At 67.4% G+C, this 18177-nt stretch carries 19 protein-coding genes and 1 tRNA gene; 15 read left to right on the top strand and 5 right to left on the bottom strand.

Going from position 1 to position 18177, the window contains the following annotated elements; genetic code table 11:
* Entirely contained in the window at positions 1 to 1800 is a 1800-nt protein-coding gene (locus QQA13_RS09240; RefSeq protein ID WP_108473026.1) for an aminopeptidase P family protein, read from the bottom strand.
* A gap of 207 nt (positions 1801 to 2007) precedes the next feature.
* Between QQA13_RS09240 and QQA13_RS09235 the strand changes: the two genes are divergently transcribed.
* Genes QQA13_RS09235 through truD form a run of 8 tightly spaced genes read left to right on the top strand, consistent with a single transcriptional unit; the run spans position 2008 to position 9837 of the window.
* Positions 2008 to 3678 (top strand): CTP synthase, encoded by a 1671-nt coding sequence (locus QQA13_RS09235; protein WP_108473025.1) that lies wholly within the window; start codon positions 2008 to 2010, stop codon positions 3676 to 3678.
* Positions 3675 to 4511, top strand: coding sequence for a 3-deoxy-8-phosphooctulonate synthase (kdsA, locus tag QQA13_RS09230; protein ID WP_108473024.1), 837 nt, complete (start codon positions 3675 to 3677; stop codon positions 4509 to 4511). Before QQA13_RS09235 ends, kdsA begins: the two co-directional genes overlap by 4 nt.
* Before the next feature lie 60 nt (positions 4512 to 4571).
* The gene (gene eno, locus QQA13_RS09225) at positions 4572 to 5870 is read left to right on the top strand and encodes a phosphopyruvate hydratase (protein WP_108473023.1); all 1299 of its coding nucleotides are present in this window, start codon (positions 4572 to 4574) and stop codon (positions 5868 to 5870) included.
* 10 nt (positions 5871 to 5880) lie between these two features.
* Entirely contained in the window at positions 5881 to 6216 is a 336-nt protein-coding gene (gene ftsB / locus QQA13_RS09220) for a cell division protein FtsB (RefSeq protein WP_108473022.1), read from the top strand.
* Positions 6213 to 6908, top strand: coding sequence for a 2-C-methyl-D-erythritol 4-phosphate cytidylyltransferase (gene ispD / locus QQA13_RS09215; protein ID WP_108473021.1), 696 nt, complete (start codon positions 6213 to 6215; stop codon positions 6906 to 6908). Before ftsB ends, ispD begins: the two co-directional genes overlap by 4 nt.
* Positions 6908 to 7381, top strand: coding sequence for a 2-C-methyl-D-erythritol 2,4-cyclodiphosphate synthase (gene ispF, locus QQA13_RS09210; protein WP_108473020.1), 474 nt, complete (start codon positions 6908 to 6910; stop codon positions 7379 to 7381). The genes ispD and ispF overlap by 1 nt, the downstream gene beginning before the upstream one ends.
* Positions 7378 to 8772: a magnesium transporter gene (gene mgtE, locus QQA13_RS09205; protein WP_108473019.1), complete on the top strand. Its 1395-nt coding sequence runs from the start codon at positions 7378 to 7380 to the stop codon at positions 8770 to 8772. The genes ispF and mgtE overlap by 4 nt, the downstream gene beginning before the upstream one ends.
* Positions 8773 to 8820: 48 nt before the next feature.
* Positions 8821 to 9837 (top strand): tRNA pseudouridine(13) synthase TruD, encoded by a 1017-nt coding sequence (gene truD / locus QQA13_RS09200; RefSeq protein ID WP_108473018.1) that lies wholly within the window; start codon positions 8821 to 8823, stop codon positions 9835 to 9837.
* Here truD and QQA13_RS09195 read toward each other — a convergent pair.
* Together QQA13_RS09195 and QQA13_RS09190 are read right to left on the bottom strand one after the other, a co-directional pair.
* Positions 9820 to 10455 (bottom strand): hypothetical protein, encoded by a 636-nt coding sequence (locus QQA13_RS09195; RefSeq protein WP_108473017.1) that lies wholly within the window; start codon positions 10453 to 10455, stop codon positions 9820 to 9822. The two genes, truD and QQA13_RS09195, sit on opposite strands and share 18 nt — an antisense overlap.
* A 46-nt stretch (positions 10456 to 10501) precedes the next feature.
* Positions 10502 to 11050 (bottom strand): Smr/MutS family protein, encoded by a 549-nt coding sequence (locus QQA13_RS09190; protein WP_108473016.1) that lies wholly within the window; start codon positions 11048 to 11050, stop codon positions 10502 to 10504.
* A 152-nt stretch (positions 11051 to 11202) separates the two neighbouring features.
* Here QQA13_RS09190 and surE point away from each other — a divergent pair, with 152 nt between their 5' ends.
* The 4 genes from surE to QQA13_RS09170 are packed head-to-tail and all read left to right on the top strand — an operon-like array spanning position 11203 to position 14352.
* Positions 11203 to 12000 carry a 5'/3'-nucleotidase SurE gene (gene surE / locus QQA13_RS09185; protein WP_108473015.1) on the top strand — a complete coding sequence of 266 codons (798 nt, stop codon included), beginning with the start codon at positions 11203 to 11205 and terminating at the stop codon, positions 11998 to 12000.
* Positions 12001 to 12003: 3 nt separating this feature from the next.
* Positions 12004 to 12684 carry a protein-L-isoaspartate(D-aspartate) O-methyltransferase gene (locus tag QQA13_RS09180; RefSeq protein WP_108473014.1) on the top strand — a complete coding sequence of 227 codons (681 nt, stop codon included), beginning with the start codon at positions 12004 to 12006 and terminating at the stop codon, positions 12682 to 12684.
* On the top strand, positions 12684 to 13292 hold the full coding sequence (locus QQA13_RS09175) for a YqaA family protein (RefSeq protein ID WP_108473013.1): 609 nt from the start codon (positions 12684 to 12686) through the stop codon (positions 13290 to 13292). The genes QQA13_RS09180 and QQA13_RS09175 overlap by 1 nt, the downstream gene beginning before the upstream one ends.
* Before the next feature lie 52 nt (positions 13293 to 13344).
* Entirely contained in the window at positions 13345 to 14352 is a 1008-nt protein-coding gene (locus QQA13_RS09170; protein ID WP_108473012.1) for a peptidoglycan DD-metalloendopeptidase family protein, read from the top strand.
* Positions 14353 to 14367: 15 nt separating this feature from the next.
* On the opposite strand, the gene QQA13_RS09165 is transcribed toward QQA13_RS09170, so the two are convergent.
* Together QQA13_RS09165 and yhbY are read right to left on the bottom strand one after the other, a co-directional pair.
* Complete coding sequence (locus QQA13_RS09165; protein WP_108473011.1) at positions 14368 to 14745, bottom strand: Mth938-like domain-containing protein; 378 nt, start codon at positions 14743 to 14745, stop codon at positions 14368 to 14370.
* Positions 14745 to 15041: a ribosome assembly RNA-binding protein YhbY gene (gene yhbY, locus QQA13_RS09160; RefSeq protein WP_108473010.1), complete on the bottom strand. Its 297-nt coding sequence runs from the start codon at positions 15039 to 15041 to the stop codon at positions 14745 to 14747. The genes QQA13_RS09165 and yhbY overlap by 1 nt, the downstream gene beginning before the upstream one ends.
* Before the next feature lie 81 nt (positions 15042 to 15122).
* Between yhbY and rlmE the strand changes: the two genes are divergently transcribed.
* The 3 genes from rlmE (at position 15123) to QQA13_RS09145 (ending at position 18075) form a co-directional block, all read left to right on the top strand.
* On the top strand, positions 15123 to 15773 hold the full coding sequence (gene rlmE / locus QQA13_RS09155; RefSeq protein WP_108473009.1) for a 23S rRNA (uridine(2552)-2'-O)-methyltransferase RlmE: 651 nt from the start codon (positions 15123 to 15125) through the stop codon (positions 15771 to 15773).
* Positions 15770 to 17728 carry an ATP-dependent zinc metalloprotease FtsH gene (gene ftsH, locus QQA13_RS09150; RefSeq protein ID WP_199909882.1) on the top strand — a complete coding sequence of 653 codons (1959 nt, stop codon included), beginning with the start codon at positions 15770 to 15772 and terminating at the stop codon, positions 17726 to 17728. The genes rlmE and ftsH overlap by 4 nt, the downstream gene beginning before the upstream one ends.
* A 270-nt stretch (positions 17729 to 17998) precedes the next feature.
* Positions 17999 to 18075: transfer RNA gene (locus QQA13_RS09145), tRNA-Arg, on the top strand.
* Positions 18076 to 18177: the final 102 nt, after the last annotated feature.

The raw sequence follows: 18177 nt of genomic DNA, 5'->3' as shown, positions 1-18177 counted from the left end.
CTACAGCGGCGCGCAGTGGCGGTTCAGCCACTCCAGGTCGGCGTCTTCCAGCAGCGGGCTGAGCGCGGCGCGCACGCTGGCATGGTAGTCGTCCAGCCAGGCGCGTTCTTCAGGGTTGAGCAGACCCGGCTCCAGTGCGCGGCGGTCGAACGGGCACATCGTCAGCGTCTCGAAGGCGAGGAATTCGCCGAATTCGGTGCGGTCGGCCTCGACCACCACTGCCAGGTTCTCGTGCCGGATGCCGTGCCGGCCGGGTTTGTACAGGCCCGGTTCGATCGAGCTGATCATGCCCGGCTCCAGCGCCACCAGTGCGCCGCCGGCGACCGGCGGGCGGATCGACTGCGGCCCCTCGTGCACGTTGAGGAAGTAGCCCACGCCGTGGCCGGTGCCGTGGCCGTAGTCCATGCCCGAAGCCCACAGCGGCGCGCGCGCCAGCGCGTCCAGTTGCGGGCCGCTGGCGCCCCTGGGGAAGCGTGCGCGCGACAGCCCGATCATGCCCTTGAGCACCAGGGTGGCATCGCGGCGCTGTTCCGGCGTGGTCTCGCCCAGCGCGAGCACGCGGGTGATGTCGGTGGTGCCGCCCAGGTACTGGCCGCCGGAGTCGATCAGCAGCAGGCCCTTCGCCTGCAGCGTGCTGTGCGATTCCGGTGTGGCGCGGTAATGCGGCAGGGCGCCGTTGGCCTGGTAGCCGGCGATGGTGGCGAAGCTTTCGCCGACCCAGCCGGGCTGAGCCGAGCGTTCCTCGTGCAGCAAGGTGTCGACGTCCAGCTCGGTTACCGTCATGCCGGCGGCGAGGCGTTGTTCCAGCCGGCGGAATCCGCGCACGAGGGCGGCGCCGTCGCGGCGCATCACGTCGCGGATATGGTCGAGTTCGGCAGCGCTCTTGACCGCCTTGAAGGCGGTGCTCGGATTGGCCGCTTCGATCCGGGTGACGGCGGGTGCGATCGCCGCGGCTATCGCGCCGACCACCCGGCCGCTGTCCAGCAGCAGGCGATCATCCGGGCCCAGTTCCTGCAGGGTCGAAGTGACTGCCGCATAGTCGGCGATGCCGATGCCGTCGGCGGCCAGCCGGGCAACCAGCGCGTCGCTCAGCTTGGCGCGGCCTACGAACAACGTGGCGCGCCGTTCCGCCTGCACCAGCAAGTGGGCCAGGAACACCGGGTTGCACTCCACGTCGCTGCCGCGCAGGTTGGTCAGCCAGGCGATGTCGTCGAGGCTGGACAACAGGTGATGGGTGGCGCCGAGCTTGTGCATCGCCTTGCGCAGGCGGGCCAGCTTGTCGGCGCGCGGGATGCAGGCGTGGGCCAGGTCGTGTTCGACCACCGGCGCTTGCGGCAGGGCCGGGCGGTCGGTCCAGATCGCGCCGGGCAGGTCCAGGTCGGTGCATACCGTGGCGCCGCTGGCGGCGAGGCGCCGTTCGATCTGGCGCTGGGTGGTCACGGCCACGCTGTCGCCGGCCACGGCCAGCACGTCGCCCTCGTGGAGGTGCTGCTGCAGCCATTCGAGATGCTCGGGCGTGTGCGGCACGCGCAGCTTCATCAGGCCGATGCCGCTGCCCGCCAGTTGCTGCTCGGCTTGCGCGAAATAGCGCGAGTCGGTCCACAGCCCGGCCTGGTCGCGGCCGACGATCAGGGTGCCAGCCGAACCGGTGAAGCCGGACAGCCATTCGCGCGCGGCCCAATGGGCCGGCAGGTATTCGGACAGGTGCGGGTCGGCGCTGGGAACGAGCACGGCGGCGACGCCGTGCTGCTGCATGGCCGCGCGCAGGGCGGCGAGACGGGCGGGGACGGGGTTGTTCATGTCCGAAATGCTAGCAGAGGGCGCCGGCGGCGTAGGGCGGGCACTGCCCGCCGCAGCCTGGCCAGCGCAGAGCTGGCGAGCAATGCCCGCCCTGCAGAGCGCTTCGCATCAGCCCGGAAATGAACCAAAGCCGGAGAATTCTTCGTTGCCATCTCGCAGTGCGGCGCTTCTGCAGCTAAAATGCCAATTTCCGCACGGCTGCTTTCCATGACCCCCCTGATTTTCGTCACCGGCGGTGTGGTGTCCTCGCTTGGCAAGGGCATTGCTGCGGCGTCGCTCGCTTCCATTCTCGAAGCGCGGGGCCTCTCGGTCACCATGATGAAGCTCGATCCCTACATCAATGTGGATCCGGGCACGATGAGTCCCTTCCAGCACGGCGAGGTCTACGTGACCGACGACGGCGCCGAGACCGACCTCGACCTTGGCCACTACGAGCGCTTCGTCCGCACCCGCCTGACCGGCAAGAACTCGATCACCACCGGCAAGATCTACGAGAGCGTGATCCGCAAGGAGCGCCGCGGTGATTACCTGGGCGCCACCGTGCAGGTGATCCCGCACATCACCGACGAGATCAAGCACTGCATCCACGAGGCCACCCGCGGTTTCGACGTGGCGCTGGTGGAGATCGGCGGCACCGTGGGCGACATCGAATCGCTGCCGTTCCTGGAGGCGATCCGCCAGCTGCGCATCGAGCACGGCCCGGAGAAGGTGGTGTTCATGCACCTCACCCTGGTGCCGTACATCAAGGCCGCCGGCGAGATCAAGACCAAGCCGACCCAGCACTCGGTGAAGGAACTGCGCTCGATCGGCATCCAGCCGGACATCCTGCTGTGCCGCTGCGAGCAACCGCTGCCGGAGGGCGAACGGCGCAAGATTGCGTTGTTCACCAACGTGCCGGAAAACGCCGTGATCAGTGCCGCCGACGTGGACATCATCTACAAGCAGCCGCTGTACCTGCACCAGCAGGGCCTGGACGACATCGTGGTCAAGCGCCTCGGGCTGGACGCCAAGCCGGCGGACCTGTCCGCGTGGCAGCGCACGGTCGATGCGGTGGAGCATCCGAAGGACGAGATCACCGTCGCCATCGTCGGCAAGTACGTCGAGCACAAGGACGCCTACAAGTCGCTGGGCGAAGCACTGCGCCACGGCGGCATCAAGCAGCTGACGCGGGTGAACCTGGACTGGGTCGACTCCGAGCAGGTCGAGGCCGAAGGCGCCGCCAAGGTGCTCGGCAAGGCCGATGCGATCCTGGTGCCCGGCGGCTTCGGCAAGCGCGGCTTCGAGGGCAAGGTGCTGGCGGCGAAGTACGCGCGCGAGCACGGCGTGCCGTACTTCGGCATCTGCTACGGCATGCACGCGGCGGTAGTGGATTTCGCCCGTCACGTTGCCGGCCTGGAAGATGCCGACTCCAGCGAGAACGACCGCAACACGCCGAATCCGGTGATCGCGCTGATCACCGAATGGACCACCGCCAGCGGTGAGGTCGAGCAGCGCAGCGACCGTTCCGACTTCGGCGGCACCATGCGCCTGGGCGCGCAGGAGTGCCGCCTCAAGGCCGGCACGCTGGCGCGCGAGTTGTACGGCCAGGACGTGGTGCGCGAGCGCCATCGCCATCGCTACGAATTCAACAACCGCTACCGCCAGCCGTTCGAGGACCTGGGCCTGGTGATCTCCGGCAAATCGATGGACGACCTGCTGGTGGAGATCGTGGAGCTGCCGCAGCAGCAACATCCGTGGTTCCTCGGCTGCCAGGCGCACCCGGAGTTCACCTCGACCCCGCGCGACGGCCACCCGCTGTTCATCGGCTTCGTGCGCGCCGCGCGCGAGTTCAAGGCCGTGCGCGACGGCGAGAAGCTGGCGAAGGAGCATGTGGCATGAAGTTGTGCGGCTTCGAGGTCGGCCTGGACCGGCCGCTGTTCCTGATCGCCGGCCCCTGCGTGGTGGAGTCCGAGCAGCTGCAGCTGGACACCGCCGGCACGCTGAAGGAGATCACCGCGCGGCTCGGCGTGAACTTCATCTTCAAGTCCAGCTTCGACAAGGCGAACCGCTCCTCCGGCGACAGCTTCCGCGGGCCGGGCATGGAAGAAGGGCTGCGCATCCTGGGCGAAGTGAGGCGCCAGATCGGTGTGCCGGTGCTCACCGACGTGCACGAATACACCCCGTTCGATGAAGTGGCATCGGTGGTCGACGTGCTGCAGACGCCGGCGTTCCTGTGTCGGCAGACCGATTTCATCCAGAAGGTGGCGCGCGCCGGCAAGCCGGTGAATATCAAGAAGGGCCAGTTCCTGGCGCCGTGGGACATGAAGCACGTGGTGGCCAAGGCGAAAGCCGTCGGCAACGACGACATCATGGTGTGCGAGCGCGGTGCCAGCTTCGGCTACAACAATCTGGTCTCGGACATGCGCTCGCTCAGCGTGATGCGCGAGACCGGCTGCCCGGTGGTGTTCGACGCCACCCACTCGGTGCAACTGCCTGGCGGCCAGGGTGCGACGTCGGGCGGCCAGCGCGAGTTCGTGCCGGTACTGGCGCGCGCGGCGGTCGCCGTGGGCGTGGCCGGCCTGTTCGCCGAGACGCATCCCGATCCCAGCAAGGCGCTGTCCGATGGCCCGAACGCCTGGCCGCTGGGCAAGATGGAGGCGCTGCTGGAAACCTTGATGGAACTGGATGCCGTGACCAAGCGGCACCGCTTCCTGGAGCAGGATGTTTCCTGAAACACCGGGCGCAGCGATGCGCCCGTTCCAACTCTTTCACCATCAGCTTACGGAAACCGCATGAGCACCCAGATCACCCGCATCCACGCCCGTGAAATCCTCGACTCGCGCGGCAACCCCACGCTGGAAGCCGAAGTCACCCTGGCCGATGGCGCCTTCGGCCGTGCCGCGGTACCGAGCGGCGCTTCCACCGGTTCGCGCGAGGCGGTCGAGCTGCGCGACGGCGACAAGTCGCGCTACGGTGGCAAGGGCGTGAAGAACGCGGTAGCCAACGTCAACGGCGCGATCGCCGGAGCGCTGAAGGGTTTCGATGCGGCCGACCAGAAGGGTCTGGATGCCAAACTCATTGCGCTGGACGGTACGCCGAACAAGGGCAAGCTGGGTGCCAACGCGCTGCTCGGCGTGTCGATGGCGGCGGCGCATGCCGTGGCGGCCTCGCGCGGCGAGCCGCTGTGGCAGTACCTGTCGCATGGCAAGCCGGGCGCGCTGCCGGTGCCGATGATGAACATCATCAACGGCGGCGCGCACGCCGACAACAACGTCGACGTGCAGGAGTTCATGATACTGCCGGTGGGCATGCCGAGCTTCGCCGAGGCGCTGCGCGCCGGTGCGGAAATCTTCCACGCGCTGAAGAGCGTGCTGCACGGCCGCGGCCTCAGCACGGCGGTGGGCGACGAGGGCGGCTTTGCGCCGAACCTGCGCTCCAACGTCGAGGCGATCGACACGATTCTCGAAGCCGTCAACAAGACCGGCTACAAGATCGGCAGCGAGATCCTGCTCGGCCTGGACGCGGCCAGCTCGGAGTTCTACAAGAACGGCAAGTACGACCTGGCCGGCGAAGGCAAGCAGTACAGCTCGGCGCAGTTCGTCGACCTGCTCGCCGGCTGGGCGAAGCAGTACCCCATCGTCACCATCGAGGACGGCATGGCCGAAGGCGACTGGGACGGCTGGAAGCTGCTCACCGATGCGATCGGCGATCGCATCCAGGTGGTTGGCGACGACCTGTTCGTGACCAACCCGGCGATCTTCCGCGAAGGCATCGAGAAGAAGATCGCCAACGCGATCCTGATCAAGGTGAACCAGATCGGCACGCTGTCCGAGACGCTGGAAGCGATCGCGATGGCCGACGCGGCAAAGTACGCGGCGGTGATCTCGCACCGTTCCGGCGAGACCGAGGACACCACCATCGCCGACATCGCGGTGGCCACCACGGCCACCCAGATCAAGACCGGCTCGCTGTGCCGCAGCGATCGCGTGGCGAAGTACAACCAGCTGCTTCGCATCGAGGAGGCGCTGGGTTCGGCCGCGCGCTATGCCGGTCGCGATGCGTTTCCGAACCTGACCCGCCTGCCGGGCTGAACGGCCGCCCATGCTGCGCTGGATCGCCCTGGTTCTGATCCTGCTCCTGATCGGACTGCAGCTGAAGCTGTGGACCGGCAGCGGCAGCATGCACGAGGTGGACAGTTTGCGCGTGGCGGTGAAGAAACAGGCCGATGAGAACACCAGGCTGCTGCAGCGCAACCAGGCGGTCGGCGCCGACGTGCTGGACCTCAAGCATGGCGACCAGGCGGTCGAGGCGCGGGCGCGCACCGAACTGGGGCTGATCAAGCCGGGCGAAGTGTTCTACCAGGTGGTCGAACCACCGGCCCGCAGCAGTAGCTCGCTGCCGCCACCGCCACCCGCCACGCCTGCCGGATCGCCATGAGCGCGCCGACGCTGTGGTGCGTGGTGCCGGCCGCGGGGCGCGGCACCCGGGTTGGCGGCGACTGCCCGAAACAATACCTGCCGCTGGCCGGGCGGCCGCTGATCGCGCACACGCTGGAGCGGTTGGCCGCACATCCGCGGATCGGCGGCCTGCTGGTGACGCTGGCGGCGGCCGATGCGCACTGGTCCGGCATCGGCACGCTCAACGGCAAGCCGGTGCTGACCGCGATCGGCGGGGCCGAGCGCAGCGATTCGGTGCTGGCCGGAATCGACGCGTTGCCCGCGTCGGTGGGTACGGGCGATTTCGTGCTGGTGCACGACGCCGCGCGACCGTGCGTGCGGCTGGCCGATATCGGCAAGTTGATCGAACGGGCCGGTGCGGCCGACGGCGGCCTGCTCGGCGCGCCGCTGCGCGATACGCTGAAGCGGGCGAATACGGCCGGCCGCAGCGAGCTGACCGAGCCACGCGACCTGCGCTGGCGCGCCTTCACGCCACAGATGTTCCGGCGTGCTCAACTGGCGGCAGCGCTGCGCGGGGCGGCACGACGTGGCGTAAACGTCAGCGACGAGGCGATGGCGATGGAGCTGGCCGGTTTCGCGCCGTTGCTGGTCGAGGGCGCCGAGGACAACATCAAGGTGACGACGGCAGCGGATTTCGCGCTGGCCGAGTTCCTGCTTTCAAGGACAGCATGATGCGCATAGGCCAGGGTTTCGACGTGCATGCATTCGGCGAGGGCGACCACATCACCCTGGGCGGCGTGCGTGTGCCATATCGCCATGGCGTGGTGGCGCACTCGGACGGTGACGTGGTGATCCATGCGCTGTGCGACGCGATCTTCGGTGCGCTGGCGCTGGGTGACATCGGCCAGCACTTTCCGCCCAGGGACGAGCGCTGGCGCGGTGCCGACAGCCGCCAGTTCCTGCGCCACGCGGCGATGCTGATGGCGCAGCACGGCTACGCGCTGGGCAATGCCGACATCACCGTGATCGGCGAGGCGCCGAAGGTCGGCCCGCACGCGCAGGCGATGCGCGAGAACCTCGCCGCCGACCTGGACAGCGAGATCGGCCGCATCAGCATCAAGGCCACCACCACCGAAAGGCTCGGCTTCTGTGGCCGGGGCGAGGGGATCGCCGCGCAGGCGTGCGTCCTGCTGGAGCGCGCGTGAGCGAAGTAGAAGCCCGCAGCGCCGCCAGCCGGCTGCACGATCAGCTCGAAGCCATCGTCGAGGTGCTGCGCCGGCACGACGACGAGAGCCCGCTGCCGGCCGGGTCGCAGGCCGAATTGCGCCGGCAGCTGGACGAGCTGCACCCGGCTGACATTGCGTTCATCCTCGAATCGCTGCCGCTGGACGACCGCCTGGCGGTCTGGCAGCTGGTGAAGGCCGATCGCGACGGCGAGATCCTGCTGGAAGTGTCCGACGCGGTGCGCGAGTCGCTGATCGCGGACATGGACCGCCACGAGATCCTCGCCGCGGTCGAGCCGCTGGACGCGGACGAACTGGCTGACCTGGTCGAGGACCTGCCGACCGCGATGCTGCCGGAGCTGATGGCGAGCCTGGACACGCAGCAGCGCGAGCAGGTGCAGTCGGCGCTGTCCTACGAGGATGACCAGGTCGGCGCGCTGATGGACTTCGAGATGGTCACCATCCGCGAGGACGTCAGCCTGGAAGTGGTGCTGCGCTACCTGCGCCGCTGGGACGAGTTGCCGGCGCAGACCGACAAGCTGTTCGTGATCAACCACGACAACCTGCTCACCGGCGTGCTGCCGCTGCACTGGCTGCTGGTGAACCCGCCGGAGAAGATGGTCAGCGCGGTGATGGCGCCGGACGTCAACACCTTCCATCCCACCGACGACGCGTACGACGTGGCGCAGGCCTTCGAGCGCTACGACCTGGTGACCGCGCCGGTGGTCGACGAGCGCGGCCACCTGATCGGTCGCATCACCATCGACGCGATGGTCGACGTGATCCGCGAGGAAGGCGAGAGCGAAGCGCTCAGCCGCGGCGGCCTGCGCGAGGAAGAAGACATCTTCGCCTCGGTGTGGGCCTCGCTGAAGAACCGCTGGTCGTGGCTGGCGATCAACCTGGTCACCGCTTTCATCGCCTCGCGCGTGATCGGCCTGTTCGAGGGCTCGATCGAGCGGCTGGTGGCGCTGGCCGCGCTGATGCCGATCGTGGCTGGCATCGGCGGCAACTCCGGCAACCAGACCATCACCATGATCGTGCGCGCGCTGGCGCTGAACCAGATCACCGCCGAAAGCGCGAAACGGTTGTGGCGCAAGGAACTGACCGTGTCGCTGCTGAACGGGCTGATCTGGGGCGGGGTGATCGGCGTCGTGGCGTGGGTGCTGTACGACAGCGTGTCGCTGGGCCTGGTGATGACCGCGGCGATGACGCTCAACCTGCTGCTGGCGGCGTTCGCCGGTGTCGGCATCCCGGTGCTGATGACGAAGTTCGGCCGTGACCCGGCGCTGGGCTCCAGCGTGCTGATCACCGCGATGACCGACAGTGGTGGCTTTTTCATCTTCCTTGGCCTGGCCACGATTTTCCTGATGTGAACCACCCGATCCGCACGCGCTGGATCATCCCTTGTCGTTGAGCATGCCATGTCCGAACTTCCGTACGCCTTCGGCGAACCGCCACTGACCGCCCGCCTGCGCGTGGCCCCCGAAGACTTCCAGGTCGAGGAGATCCTCGGCTACGATGCCGATGGCGCGGGCGAGCATGCCCTGCTGTGGGTGGAGAAGCGCGGGGCGAATACCGACTGGGTCGCGCGCGAGCTGGCGAAATTTGCCGGTGTATCGCAGGTCGCGGTCGGCTACGCAGGCATGAAGGATCGTCATGCCGTGACCCGGCAGACGTTTTCGGTGCAACTGGCCGGCAAGCCCGATCCGGACTGGTCGACGTTTCCGCATGCGGAAGTGAAAGTGCTGGCGTCGACACGGCATTCGCGCAAGCTCAAACGCGGCGCGCTTCGCGGCAACCGTTTCGTGCTGGTGCTGCGCGATGTGCAAGGTGATCGCGCGGCGGCCGAGCAGGTGCTGTCGCAGATCGCCGCACGTGGCGTACCCAATTATTACGGCGAGCAGCGTTTCGGCCGCGAGGGCGGCAACGTGGCGCAGGCACGGGCGATGTTCGGCGGGCGCCGGGTGGATCGCGACAAGCGTTCGTTCCTGCTGTCGGCGGCGCGTTCGCACATCTTCAACAGCGTGCTGGCGGCACGGGTCGAGCGTGGCGTCTGGGACAGCCCGCTGGAAGGCGAGATCTGGTCGCTGGCCGGCTCGCGTTCCTGGTTCGGTCCGGAACCGTTCACCGACCTGCTGGCCGAGCGGCTGGCGCGCGCCGACATCCATCCGTCCGGCCCGTTGTGGGGACAGGGCGAGCCACCCACGCAGGGCGAGGCGGGCGCGCTGGAGCGCGAGATCGGTGCCGCCAACGATGACCTGGCCGCCGGTCTGGCGGCCGCGCGGATGGACCAGGAACGCCGCCCGCTGCGGCTGCTGCCGAACGACCTGCGCTGGCGCTGGCTGGGCGACGACGCGCTGGAACTGTCGTTCGAGCTGCCGGCCGGCGCGTACGCCACGGTGGTCGTGCGCGAGCTGGCCTCATCGACTGCCGCTTGAACCGGCGACCGGTGCGATGCGCTGCATGACCTTGCCGTCGCTGTCCAGGAAAGTCAGGCTCGGCGCGCCTGTGTCGGGCACCTCCAGCAACAGTCGTTTGTGCCCGGCGCCGTCCATCAGGGCGAGCCTGGCGACACCGTCGTCGTCGCGTCCAACCCAGATGCGCCGATGTCCTTGTCCGTTCTCCTGGCTGTCCGATACAGCTAGGCCGGCCATGCGATCTTCGTGGTCGTCCACCCCGAGCAACTGGACGACCTGGTTGGCGTTGTAGCGGTCGAACGACAGGCTGCCGCCGGAATCCACCACCTGGCCTTTGGCATTGCGATGCCCGCCGAAGATCAGGCCGCCGGTCTCCGAGCCTTCGTCGTTGTAGAACAGCATGCCCGCCTGCGGGCGGTCGAAGGCTTGTTCGTGACCTTTCACGATGATGCCCGGCAGACGGGCGTGGTTGGCGATCACCATGCGCAGCGTGCCGTCGGGCTCGACGATGTTGATGCGTTGCACGTCAAGCGTGCCGAACTTCGTCCGCGAGACGGCGGCGCCCAGGACCGTGACGGCGAAGACGGCGGTAAGCACGCCGGAATAGATCATCAGGAAACGTTGGCCGAGCGGGCGCATGGGAGATCCTCATGGGTGGCGCGATGGTCCGGGTGTGTCGGGAAAGTCAGCTTGAACGCAGCAGCACGATCACCGCGCCGGTGCCGCCCAGCGCGGGCCGCGCCGAAGCGAACGCAACCACGTCGTCGCGCCGGCGCAGCAGGCGGTCGGTGAGGCCTTTCAGCACCGGTCCGGCGGCCTTCGAGCGCAGGCCCTTGCCGTGCACGATGCGCACGCAGCGCAGGCCGTGCTGCTTCGCCTCGGCCAGGAAGGCCACGATGCTGGCCTGTGCGGCGGCGGCGTTCATCTGGTGCAGGTCGAGGTCGTCCTGCACGCTGAACTGGCCACGCTTGAGCTGGCGCAGCAGCTTCGGCGGGTAGCCGTCGCGCAGGTAGCCCAGTTCCTCGCCTACTTCAAGCAGGGCCGGGTCGAACGCCATGTCCAGCAATTCGCCAGGCACCGCGGCCTCGTCCGCTTCCAGCATGTGCGGGTGCGGTGCGGGTTTCGCAGCCGCTGGGGGCGCCGGCACCGGCGCCAGCGGCCGCACATCGCCGATCGCCTCGCGGAACAGGCGGCTGTCGTCGTCATCGACCGGTGCGGAGGGGCGGCGCTTCATGCCTGCATGCTAAGTCAAAGCGCGTGCATGACGGGAAGGCGAAGATCGCGGCGCAGTGAAACCAGCGCCACGCTCCGGTAAACTCGGCGGGTGTGGCGCGCGCCGTGAGGTCATGGACAAGCGTGTCCGCAATCCGTTTTCGATGGAGCATCATGCGAGTTCTGGTAAGTAACGACGATGGCGTGGATGCACCTGGCATCCGCGTGCTTGCCGAACGTCTCGGCGAAGTGGCGCAGGTGACGGTGGTGGCGCCCGACCGCGATCGCTCCGGTGCCAGCAATTCGCTCACGCTCGATGCGCCGCTGCGCGTCCTGCCGATGGGCGATGGTTACTATCGCGTCGCCGGTACGCCGACCGATTGCGTGCACCTGGCGCTGGCCGGGTTGCTGGACGAAGAGCCCGACATGGTCGTGTCCGGCATCAACAATTCGGCGAACCTGGGCGACGACGTGATCTATTCCGGCACGGTGTCGGCGGCGATGGAAGGGCGTTTCCTGGGGTTGCCGGCGATCGCGGTGTCGCTGGTCAGCCGTGACCACAAGGGCGAGCATTACGACTCGGCGGCGAAGGCGGTGCTGCTGCTGATGCAGCGCCTGCTGGTCGATCCGCTGCCGGCCGACACCATCCTCAATGTCAACGTGCCGGATCGGCCGTGGGCGGAGATCGAAGGCTTCGAGGTGACCCGGCTCGGCCGCCGCCATCGTGCCGCGCCATGCATCGCGCAGACCGACCCGCGCGGGCGGCCGATCTGGTGGATCGGTCCGGCCGGCGAGGTGGACGATGCCGGTCCCGGCACCGATTTCAATGCGGTGCGGCGCGGTTTTGTTTCCGTTACGCCGATCCATGTCGACCTGACCCGCTTCCAGGCGCTGGAGAAGGTCAGCAGCTGGATGCAGCCGTTGAGCGACGCGATGGCGGTGAGCCGCACCAGCAACGACGAGGCGGCCTGAGCCATGACCACGTATCCATTGCCTGCCGCGGACTTGAAAGGCGAGGGGATGACCTCGCAACGCGCGCGCGACCGCCTCGCGGCGACCCTGAAGGAGGGCGGCATCCGCGACGCGCGGGTGATCGAGGTGATCCGCGACCTGCCGCGCCATCACTTCATCGACCAGGCGCTGCATTCGCGCGCCTATGAAAACGACGCACTGCCGATCGGCCACGGCCAGACCATCTCGCAACCGTGGGTGGTGGCGCGCATGACCGAGGCGCTGCTGGAGTTCGGCATGCCACAGAAGGTGCTGGAGATCGGCACCGGTTCCGGCTACCAGGCCGCGGTGCTGGCCGCGCTGGTGCCGCAGGTGTTCACGGTGGAGCGGATCGAGGCCCTGCTGCGCCAGGCGCGCCGGCGCTTCCGCCAGCTCGGCCTGACCAACCTGCGTTCGCGCTACGACGACGGCAAGCTTGGCTGGGCGGACGAGGCGCCGTTCGACGCGATCATCCTCACCGCCGCCGGCGACACCATTCCCACCCGCATCCTCGACCAGCTCAGCCCCACCGGCGTGCTGGTGGCGCCGGTCGGCTCGCCGAGCCGGCAGACGCTGATCCGCATGCGCGGCGATGGCCACGGCGATTTCATCCAGGAGGAACTGGGCGCGGTCAGTTTCGTGCCGTTGCTGGGCGGGATCGGCTGATGCGTCTGTTCGGGGCACTTTATGCGCGTGCGCTGAGCTGGGCACGCGAGCCAAGGGCGCTGTATTACCTGTCCGGGCTGAGTTTCGTCGAGTCGTTCATCTTCCCGATTCCACCGGAAGTGATGCTGGCGCCGATGATGCTGGGCAAGCGGCACAAGGCGTTCTTCTTCGCCAACATCAGCCTGCTGTTCTCGCTGCTGGGCGCGCTGGTGGGCTACGTGCTGGGCCACTGGGCGTTCCATGCCCTGCGGCCGGTACTCGACGCGTTGCACCTGCTGGCGCCGATCGAGCAGGGCGTGGCGACCTTGAGCCGGCAGATGGTCGAGCACCACTGGGGCATGTACGGCGTGCTGATCCTGGCCGCGCTGCAGCCGGTGGTGCCGATGAAGTTCATCACCTGGGCCTGCGGCATCATCGGCGTACCGATCCTGCCGTTCCTGGCCTGCATCGGGCTCGGTCGCGGCAAGCGCGTGTGGTTGCTGGCGCTGTTGATCCGCCTGTTCGGCGAACGTGCCGAGCGGATCCTGCACAAGTACGTCGAATGGATCGGCTGGGCCGCGCTGGCCATACTGGCCCTGCTGCTGGTGTGGTGGTTCTGGCTGCGTTGAGCGGCGTTGCCCCGCGGAGTGGCGTCGCATGAAAAAGACCGCCCGCCTCGGTATGCTGGTGCGCATGGATAGATATCTCCAGTGCCTGGCAACCCTGGCCGTGACCGTGCTGCTTGCCGCCTGCGGCACCATGCGCAGCTCGGTCGTGGTGGAACCGGCGGCCGGCAGCTACGACGACCACCGCCCTGTCACCGCCACGACGGCGCCGGCCCGCACGCCGATTCCCGGCGGCAGCTATGACGTGGTGCAGGGCGATACGCTGTACTCGATCGCGTTCCGCAAGGGCGTGGACTTCCGCGACCTGGCGCAGTGGAACGGCATCGCCGCGCCATACACGATCTGGCCGGGACAGCGACTGACGCTTTCCCCACCGGCGAAAACTGCCGTCGCGCCGGTGACTGCCACGCCTGGCCATGTCGGCGGTGCGTCGGCACCCGCGGCATCATCGGCACCGGTATTCGAGCCGGTTGCTGCACCGGCCACGCCGCCGCCGGCACATCCATCGGCGGCCACGTCCGCGAGCGTGCCGGCCACATCTCCGGCGAGCGTGCCGCTACCGGCAAAGCCGGCTGCGCCCGCCGTCGCTGCGACAACGACGTCCGTGGTACCGGTGGCGGGCATGCCGGCCGCCGTGCCGGCAACCATGCCGGCACCGTCGCCGCCGCCTGCGGGAGTCTCGCGTGTGGTCAGCAGCGTGCAATGGCGCTGGCCGGCCGATGGCAGCCTGGTGGGGCGTTTCCAGGGTGGCGACGCGATTCCCGGCATCGAGATTGCGGGCAAGTCCGGCGACCCGGTACGCGCTGCCGCCGATGGCGTGGTGGTGTACAGCGGCAACGGCCTGGTCGGCTATGGCGAGCTGGTGATCATCAAGCACAACGACAGCTTCCTGTCCGCCTACGGCCACAATCGCAAGCGCCTGGTCAAGGAAGGTCAGCGGGTCAGCATGGGCCAGCAGATCGCCGAGATGGGTTCGACCGGCACCGCCCGCAATGAACTGGAATTCCAGATCCGCAAGGACGGCAACCCGGTCGATCCGTTGGGCTATCTGCCGCCGCGTTGATCGCGGCGTCGGCCATCAGGCCAGCGGCAGGATGAACCCGGCCACCACCCGCCGCCCTTCGCCGGCCAGCAGGTTGTAGGTGCGCGCGGCAGCGGCGTTATCCATCACTTCGATGCCGATGCCCTTGCGCAGGAAGCCGGCCATGAACGCGGCAGCCGGGAATGCCTGGCGCTCGCCGGTGCCCAGTATCACCAGTTCGGGTTGCAGCGCCAGCAGGGTTTCGACATGACTGGCGTCCAGCGTGCCGGCGGCGGTGACCGGCCAGTTCTCGATCGCCCGATCGGGTGCGAGCAGGAAACTGCTGGTGAGCTCGCGGTCGATCAGCGTGACCCCACGCGCGCCGACGCGGCGTACGTAGAGATAACCCTCGGGACGTTCGAGCGACAGGTCCATCAGCGTGGCAGGGCGATCTTCGGCTCGTCGGCGTTGCGGCGGAACAGCACGACGACATGGCCGATCTGGTGGATCTTTTCGGCCCCGGTGCCTCCGGTCAGCACGTCGATCTGGGCCTGCCGCTCGTCCTTGTCGCCGCCGGACAGCTTCACCTTGACCAGCTCGTGGATGTCCAGCGCCTGGCCCAGTTCCTTCACCACGGCTTCGCTGGCGCCCTTGTTGCCGAGCAGGACGACCGGGCTCAGGTCATGGGCAAGGCTGCGCAGGTAGCGGATCTGCGAGGAGGAAAGGGCCATGCGCGGGTGCTCGATTCGCGGTAAATGAACGGCAAAGGGTATCATGCGCCATCCCGTTCCCCAATCGGCGACTGTGACGACATGGCCCGCAGCAAGAGCAGCGCAGTCTGGCTGCGCGAACACTTCAATGACGAATATGTGAAGAAAGCCCAGGCCGAGGGCTTGCGTTCGCGTGCGGTGTACAAGCTGGAGGAACTGCTCGAGCGCGACCGCCTGCTGAAGCCGGGCATCAACGTGGTCGACCTTGGCGCGGCGCCGGGCAGCTGGTCGCAGCTGGTGCGCAACCGGATGGGCGACAGCGGCAAGGTGTTCGCGCTGGACATCCTGCCGATGCAGAGCATCGCCGGGGTGGATTTCCTGCAGGGCGACTTCCGTGAAGAGTCCGTGCTGCACGAGCTGGAATCGCGCCTGGAAGGGCTCAAGGTGGATCTTGTACTGTGCGACATGGCCCCCAATATGAGTGGTGTGGCGCTGGCCGACCAGATCCGGGCGATGGCTCTGGCCGAACTGGCGCTGGATTTCAGTCGGCAGTGGCTCAAACCGGGCGGCTCGTTCCTGATCAAGTTGTTTCAGGGAGTCGGCTTTGACGATTACTTGCGCAGCTTGCGCGCGGACTTCACCCGCGTAACCATGCGTAAACCTAAGGCCTCCCGCGCGCGTTCGCGTGAGGTGTACGCACTGGCGGTGGGCCGCAAGCCTGCCACGGTGTCACCGGGCGAGAACCGTGCATGAACGAAACAGCTAAAAATGTGTTGCTCTGGGTGATCATCGCGGTGGTCCTGTTCACCGTGTTCCAGAGCTTCAATCCGCATGGCGCGGCCTCGTCCGACCTGCCTTACAGCTCGTTCGTGCAGAGTGTCGACAACGGCAACGTCGCCAACGCCACGATCAGTGCCGACCAGCCGGCCACCATCAGCGGCAAGCTGAAGGACGGCAGCGCGTTCCGCACGGTCGCGCCGATGCTCGGCTTCTCCACCAATGCGGTGGTCAAGCAGATGCAGGACAAGGGCGTCGAGGTTCGCCAGGATCCGTCCGAGGGCTTCTCGCTGATCGGCCTGCTGATCAGCTGGCTGCCGGTGCTGCTGATCGTGGGCGTGTTCATCTGGTTCATGCGCCAGATGCAGTCCGGCGGCGGTGGCCGTGGCGCGATGAGCTTCGGCCGCTCGCGCGCCAAGCTGCAGGGCGAGGACCAGATCAAGGTCAATTTCAGCGACGTTGCCGGTTGCGACGAGGCGAAGGAGGAGGTCGGCGAGCTGGTCGAGTTCCTGCGCGATCCGGGCCGCTTCCAGAAGCTCGGCGGCAAGATTCCACGCGGCGTGCTGATGGTCGGCCCGCCCGGCACCGGCAAGACCCTGCTGGCGAAAGCCATCGCGGGCGAGGCCAAGGTGCCGTTCTTCGCGATCTCCGGTTCCGACTTCGTCGAGATGTTCGTCGGCGTCGGCGCCAGCCGCGTGCGCGACATGTTCGAGCAGGCCAAGAAACACGCGCCGTGCATCATCTTCATCGACGAGATCGACGCGGTCGGCCGCCATCGCGGCGCCGGCCTGGGCGGTGGTCATGACGAGCGCGAGCAGACGCTGAACCAGCTGCTGGTCGAGATGGACGGCTTCGAGGGCACCGAAGGCATCATCGTGATCGCCGCGACCAACCGTCCCGACGTGCTGGACCCGGCGCTGCTGCGCCCGGGCCGCTTCGACCGCCAGGTGGTGGTGGGTCTGCCCGACGTGCGTGGTCGCGAGCAGATCCTCAAGGTGCACATGCGCAAGGTGCCGATCGCCAGCGACGTCGACGCGATGACCATTGCGCGCGGCACGCCCGGTTTTTCCGGTGCCGACCTGGCCAACCTGGTCAACGAGGCGGCGCTGTTCGCCGCGCGCGAGAACGCGCGCGAAGTGCGCATGAGCCACCTGGACAAGGCGCGCGACAAGATCCTGATGGGTGCCGAACGCCGCTCGATGGCGATGAGCGAGGACGAGAAGAAGCTCACCGCCTACCACGAGGCCGGCCATGCCATCGTCGGCCGGCTGGTGCCCGAGCACGATCCGGTCTACAAGGTCACCATCATCCCGCGTGGGCGTGCGCTGGGCGTCACCATGTACCTGCCGGAGGGCGACAAGTACAGCATCAACCGCGTGGCGATCCAGTCGCAGCTGTGCTCGCTGTACGGCGGGCGCGTGGCCGAGGAACTGATTTTCGGCAACGACAAGGTCACCACCGGTGCTTCCAACGACATTGAGCGGGCCACCAAGATGGCGCGCAACATGGCGACCAAGTGGGGCCTCTCCGACGAGTTGGGTCCGATCACCTACGGCGAGGACGAGGACGAGGTGTTCCTGGGCCGCTCGGTGACCCAGCACAAGAGCATCTCCAACGAGACCGCCAGCAAGATCGACGAGGTGGTGCGCGGCATCCTGGATCGTGCCTATGCGCGCAGCAAGGAATTGCTGACCGCGAACCTCGACAAGCTGCATGCCATGGCCGAGGCCTTGCTGCAGTACGAGACGATTGACGCACGGCAGATCGACGACATCATGGCTGGGCGTGTGCCTGGGCCTCCGGCTGACTGGACGAAAAACGCCTCGGCCGGGGCCACGCCGCCGCCTCCGCCGCCGAAGGGTGGCGCCGACTCGACTGTCGGCAAGGTTGGCGATCCGGCACCGCAGAATCGGACCAGTCTCGACGGCTGACGCCGTTTGGACGGCCATTCGATGCAGTGTAAAGAGGGCGGCCGCTGGCCGCCCTCTTCGTGCAAGGGCGGATTTCCTGTGGTGCCCCGCTGCGGGCGGCGCGTGAGGGAATGACGTTCGGCAGGCCGCCATCCGCAGGGCATGAGAAATTCGGTGAAGAAATTTCACGAAAAGGGTTGACGCAAGCGGGCGGAGCCTGAATAATTCCGCTCCTTGCTTCAACAGCTTCGATGTGCAGACATCCTGCTTGCGAAGCAAAGATTTTTCAGTGCGCCCGTAGCTCAGTTGGATAGAGTACCTGGCTACGAACTAGGTGGTCGGGAGTTCGAATCTCTCCGGGCGCACCATTTTTATTCTGTGAGACGGGGTGCCTGCACCCCGTTTTGTTTTCAACGGGAGACCTGTATGGCTCCCCGCGAAAACGGTGATGAAGAAACACAAGGTGTGCT

It is taken from the genome of Rhodanobacter thiooxydans, from assembly GCF_030291135.1.
In the GTDB taxonomy this organism is placed as follows: Bacteria; Pseudomonadota; Gammaproteobacteria; order Xanthomonadales; family Rhodanobacteraceae; genus Rhodanobacter; species Rhodanobacter thiooxydans_A.
Note: the sequence above shows the minus strand (reverse complement) of the source record. Positions and strands in the feature narration are given on the sequence as shown.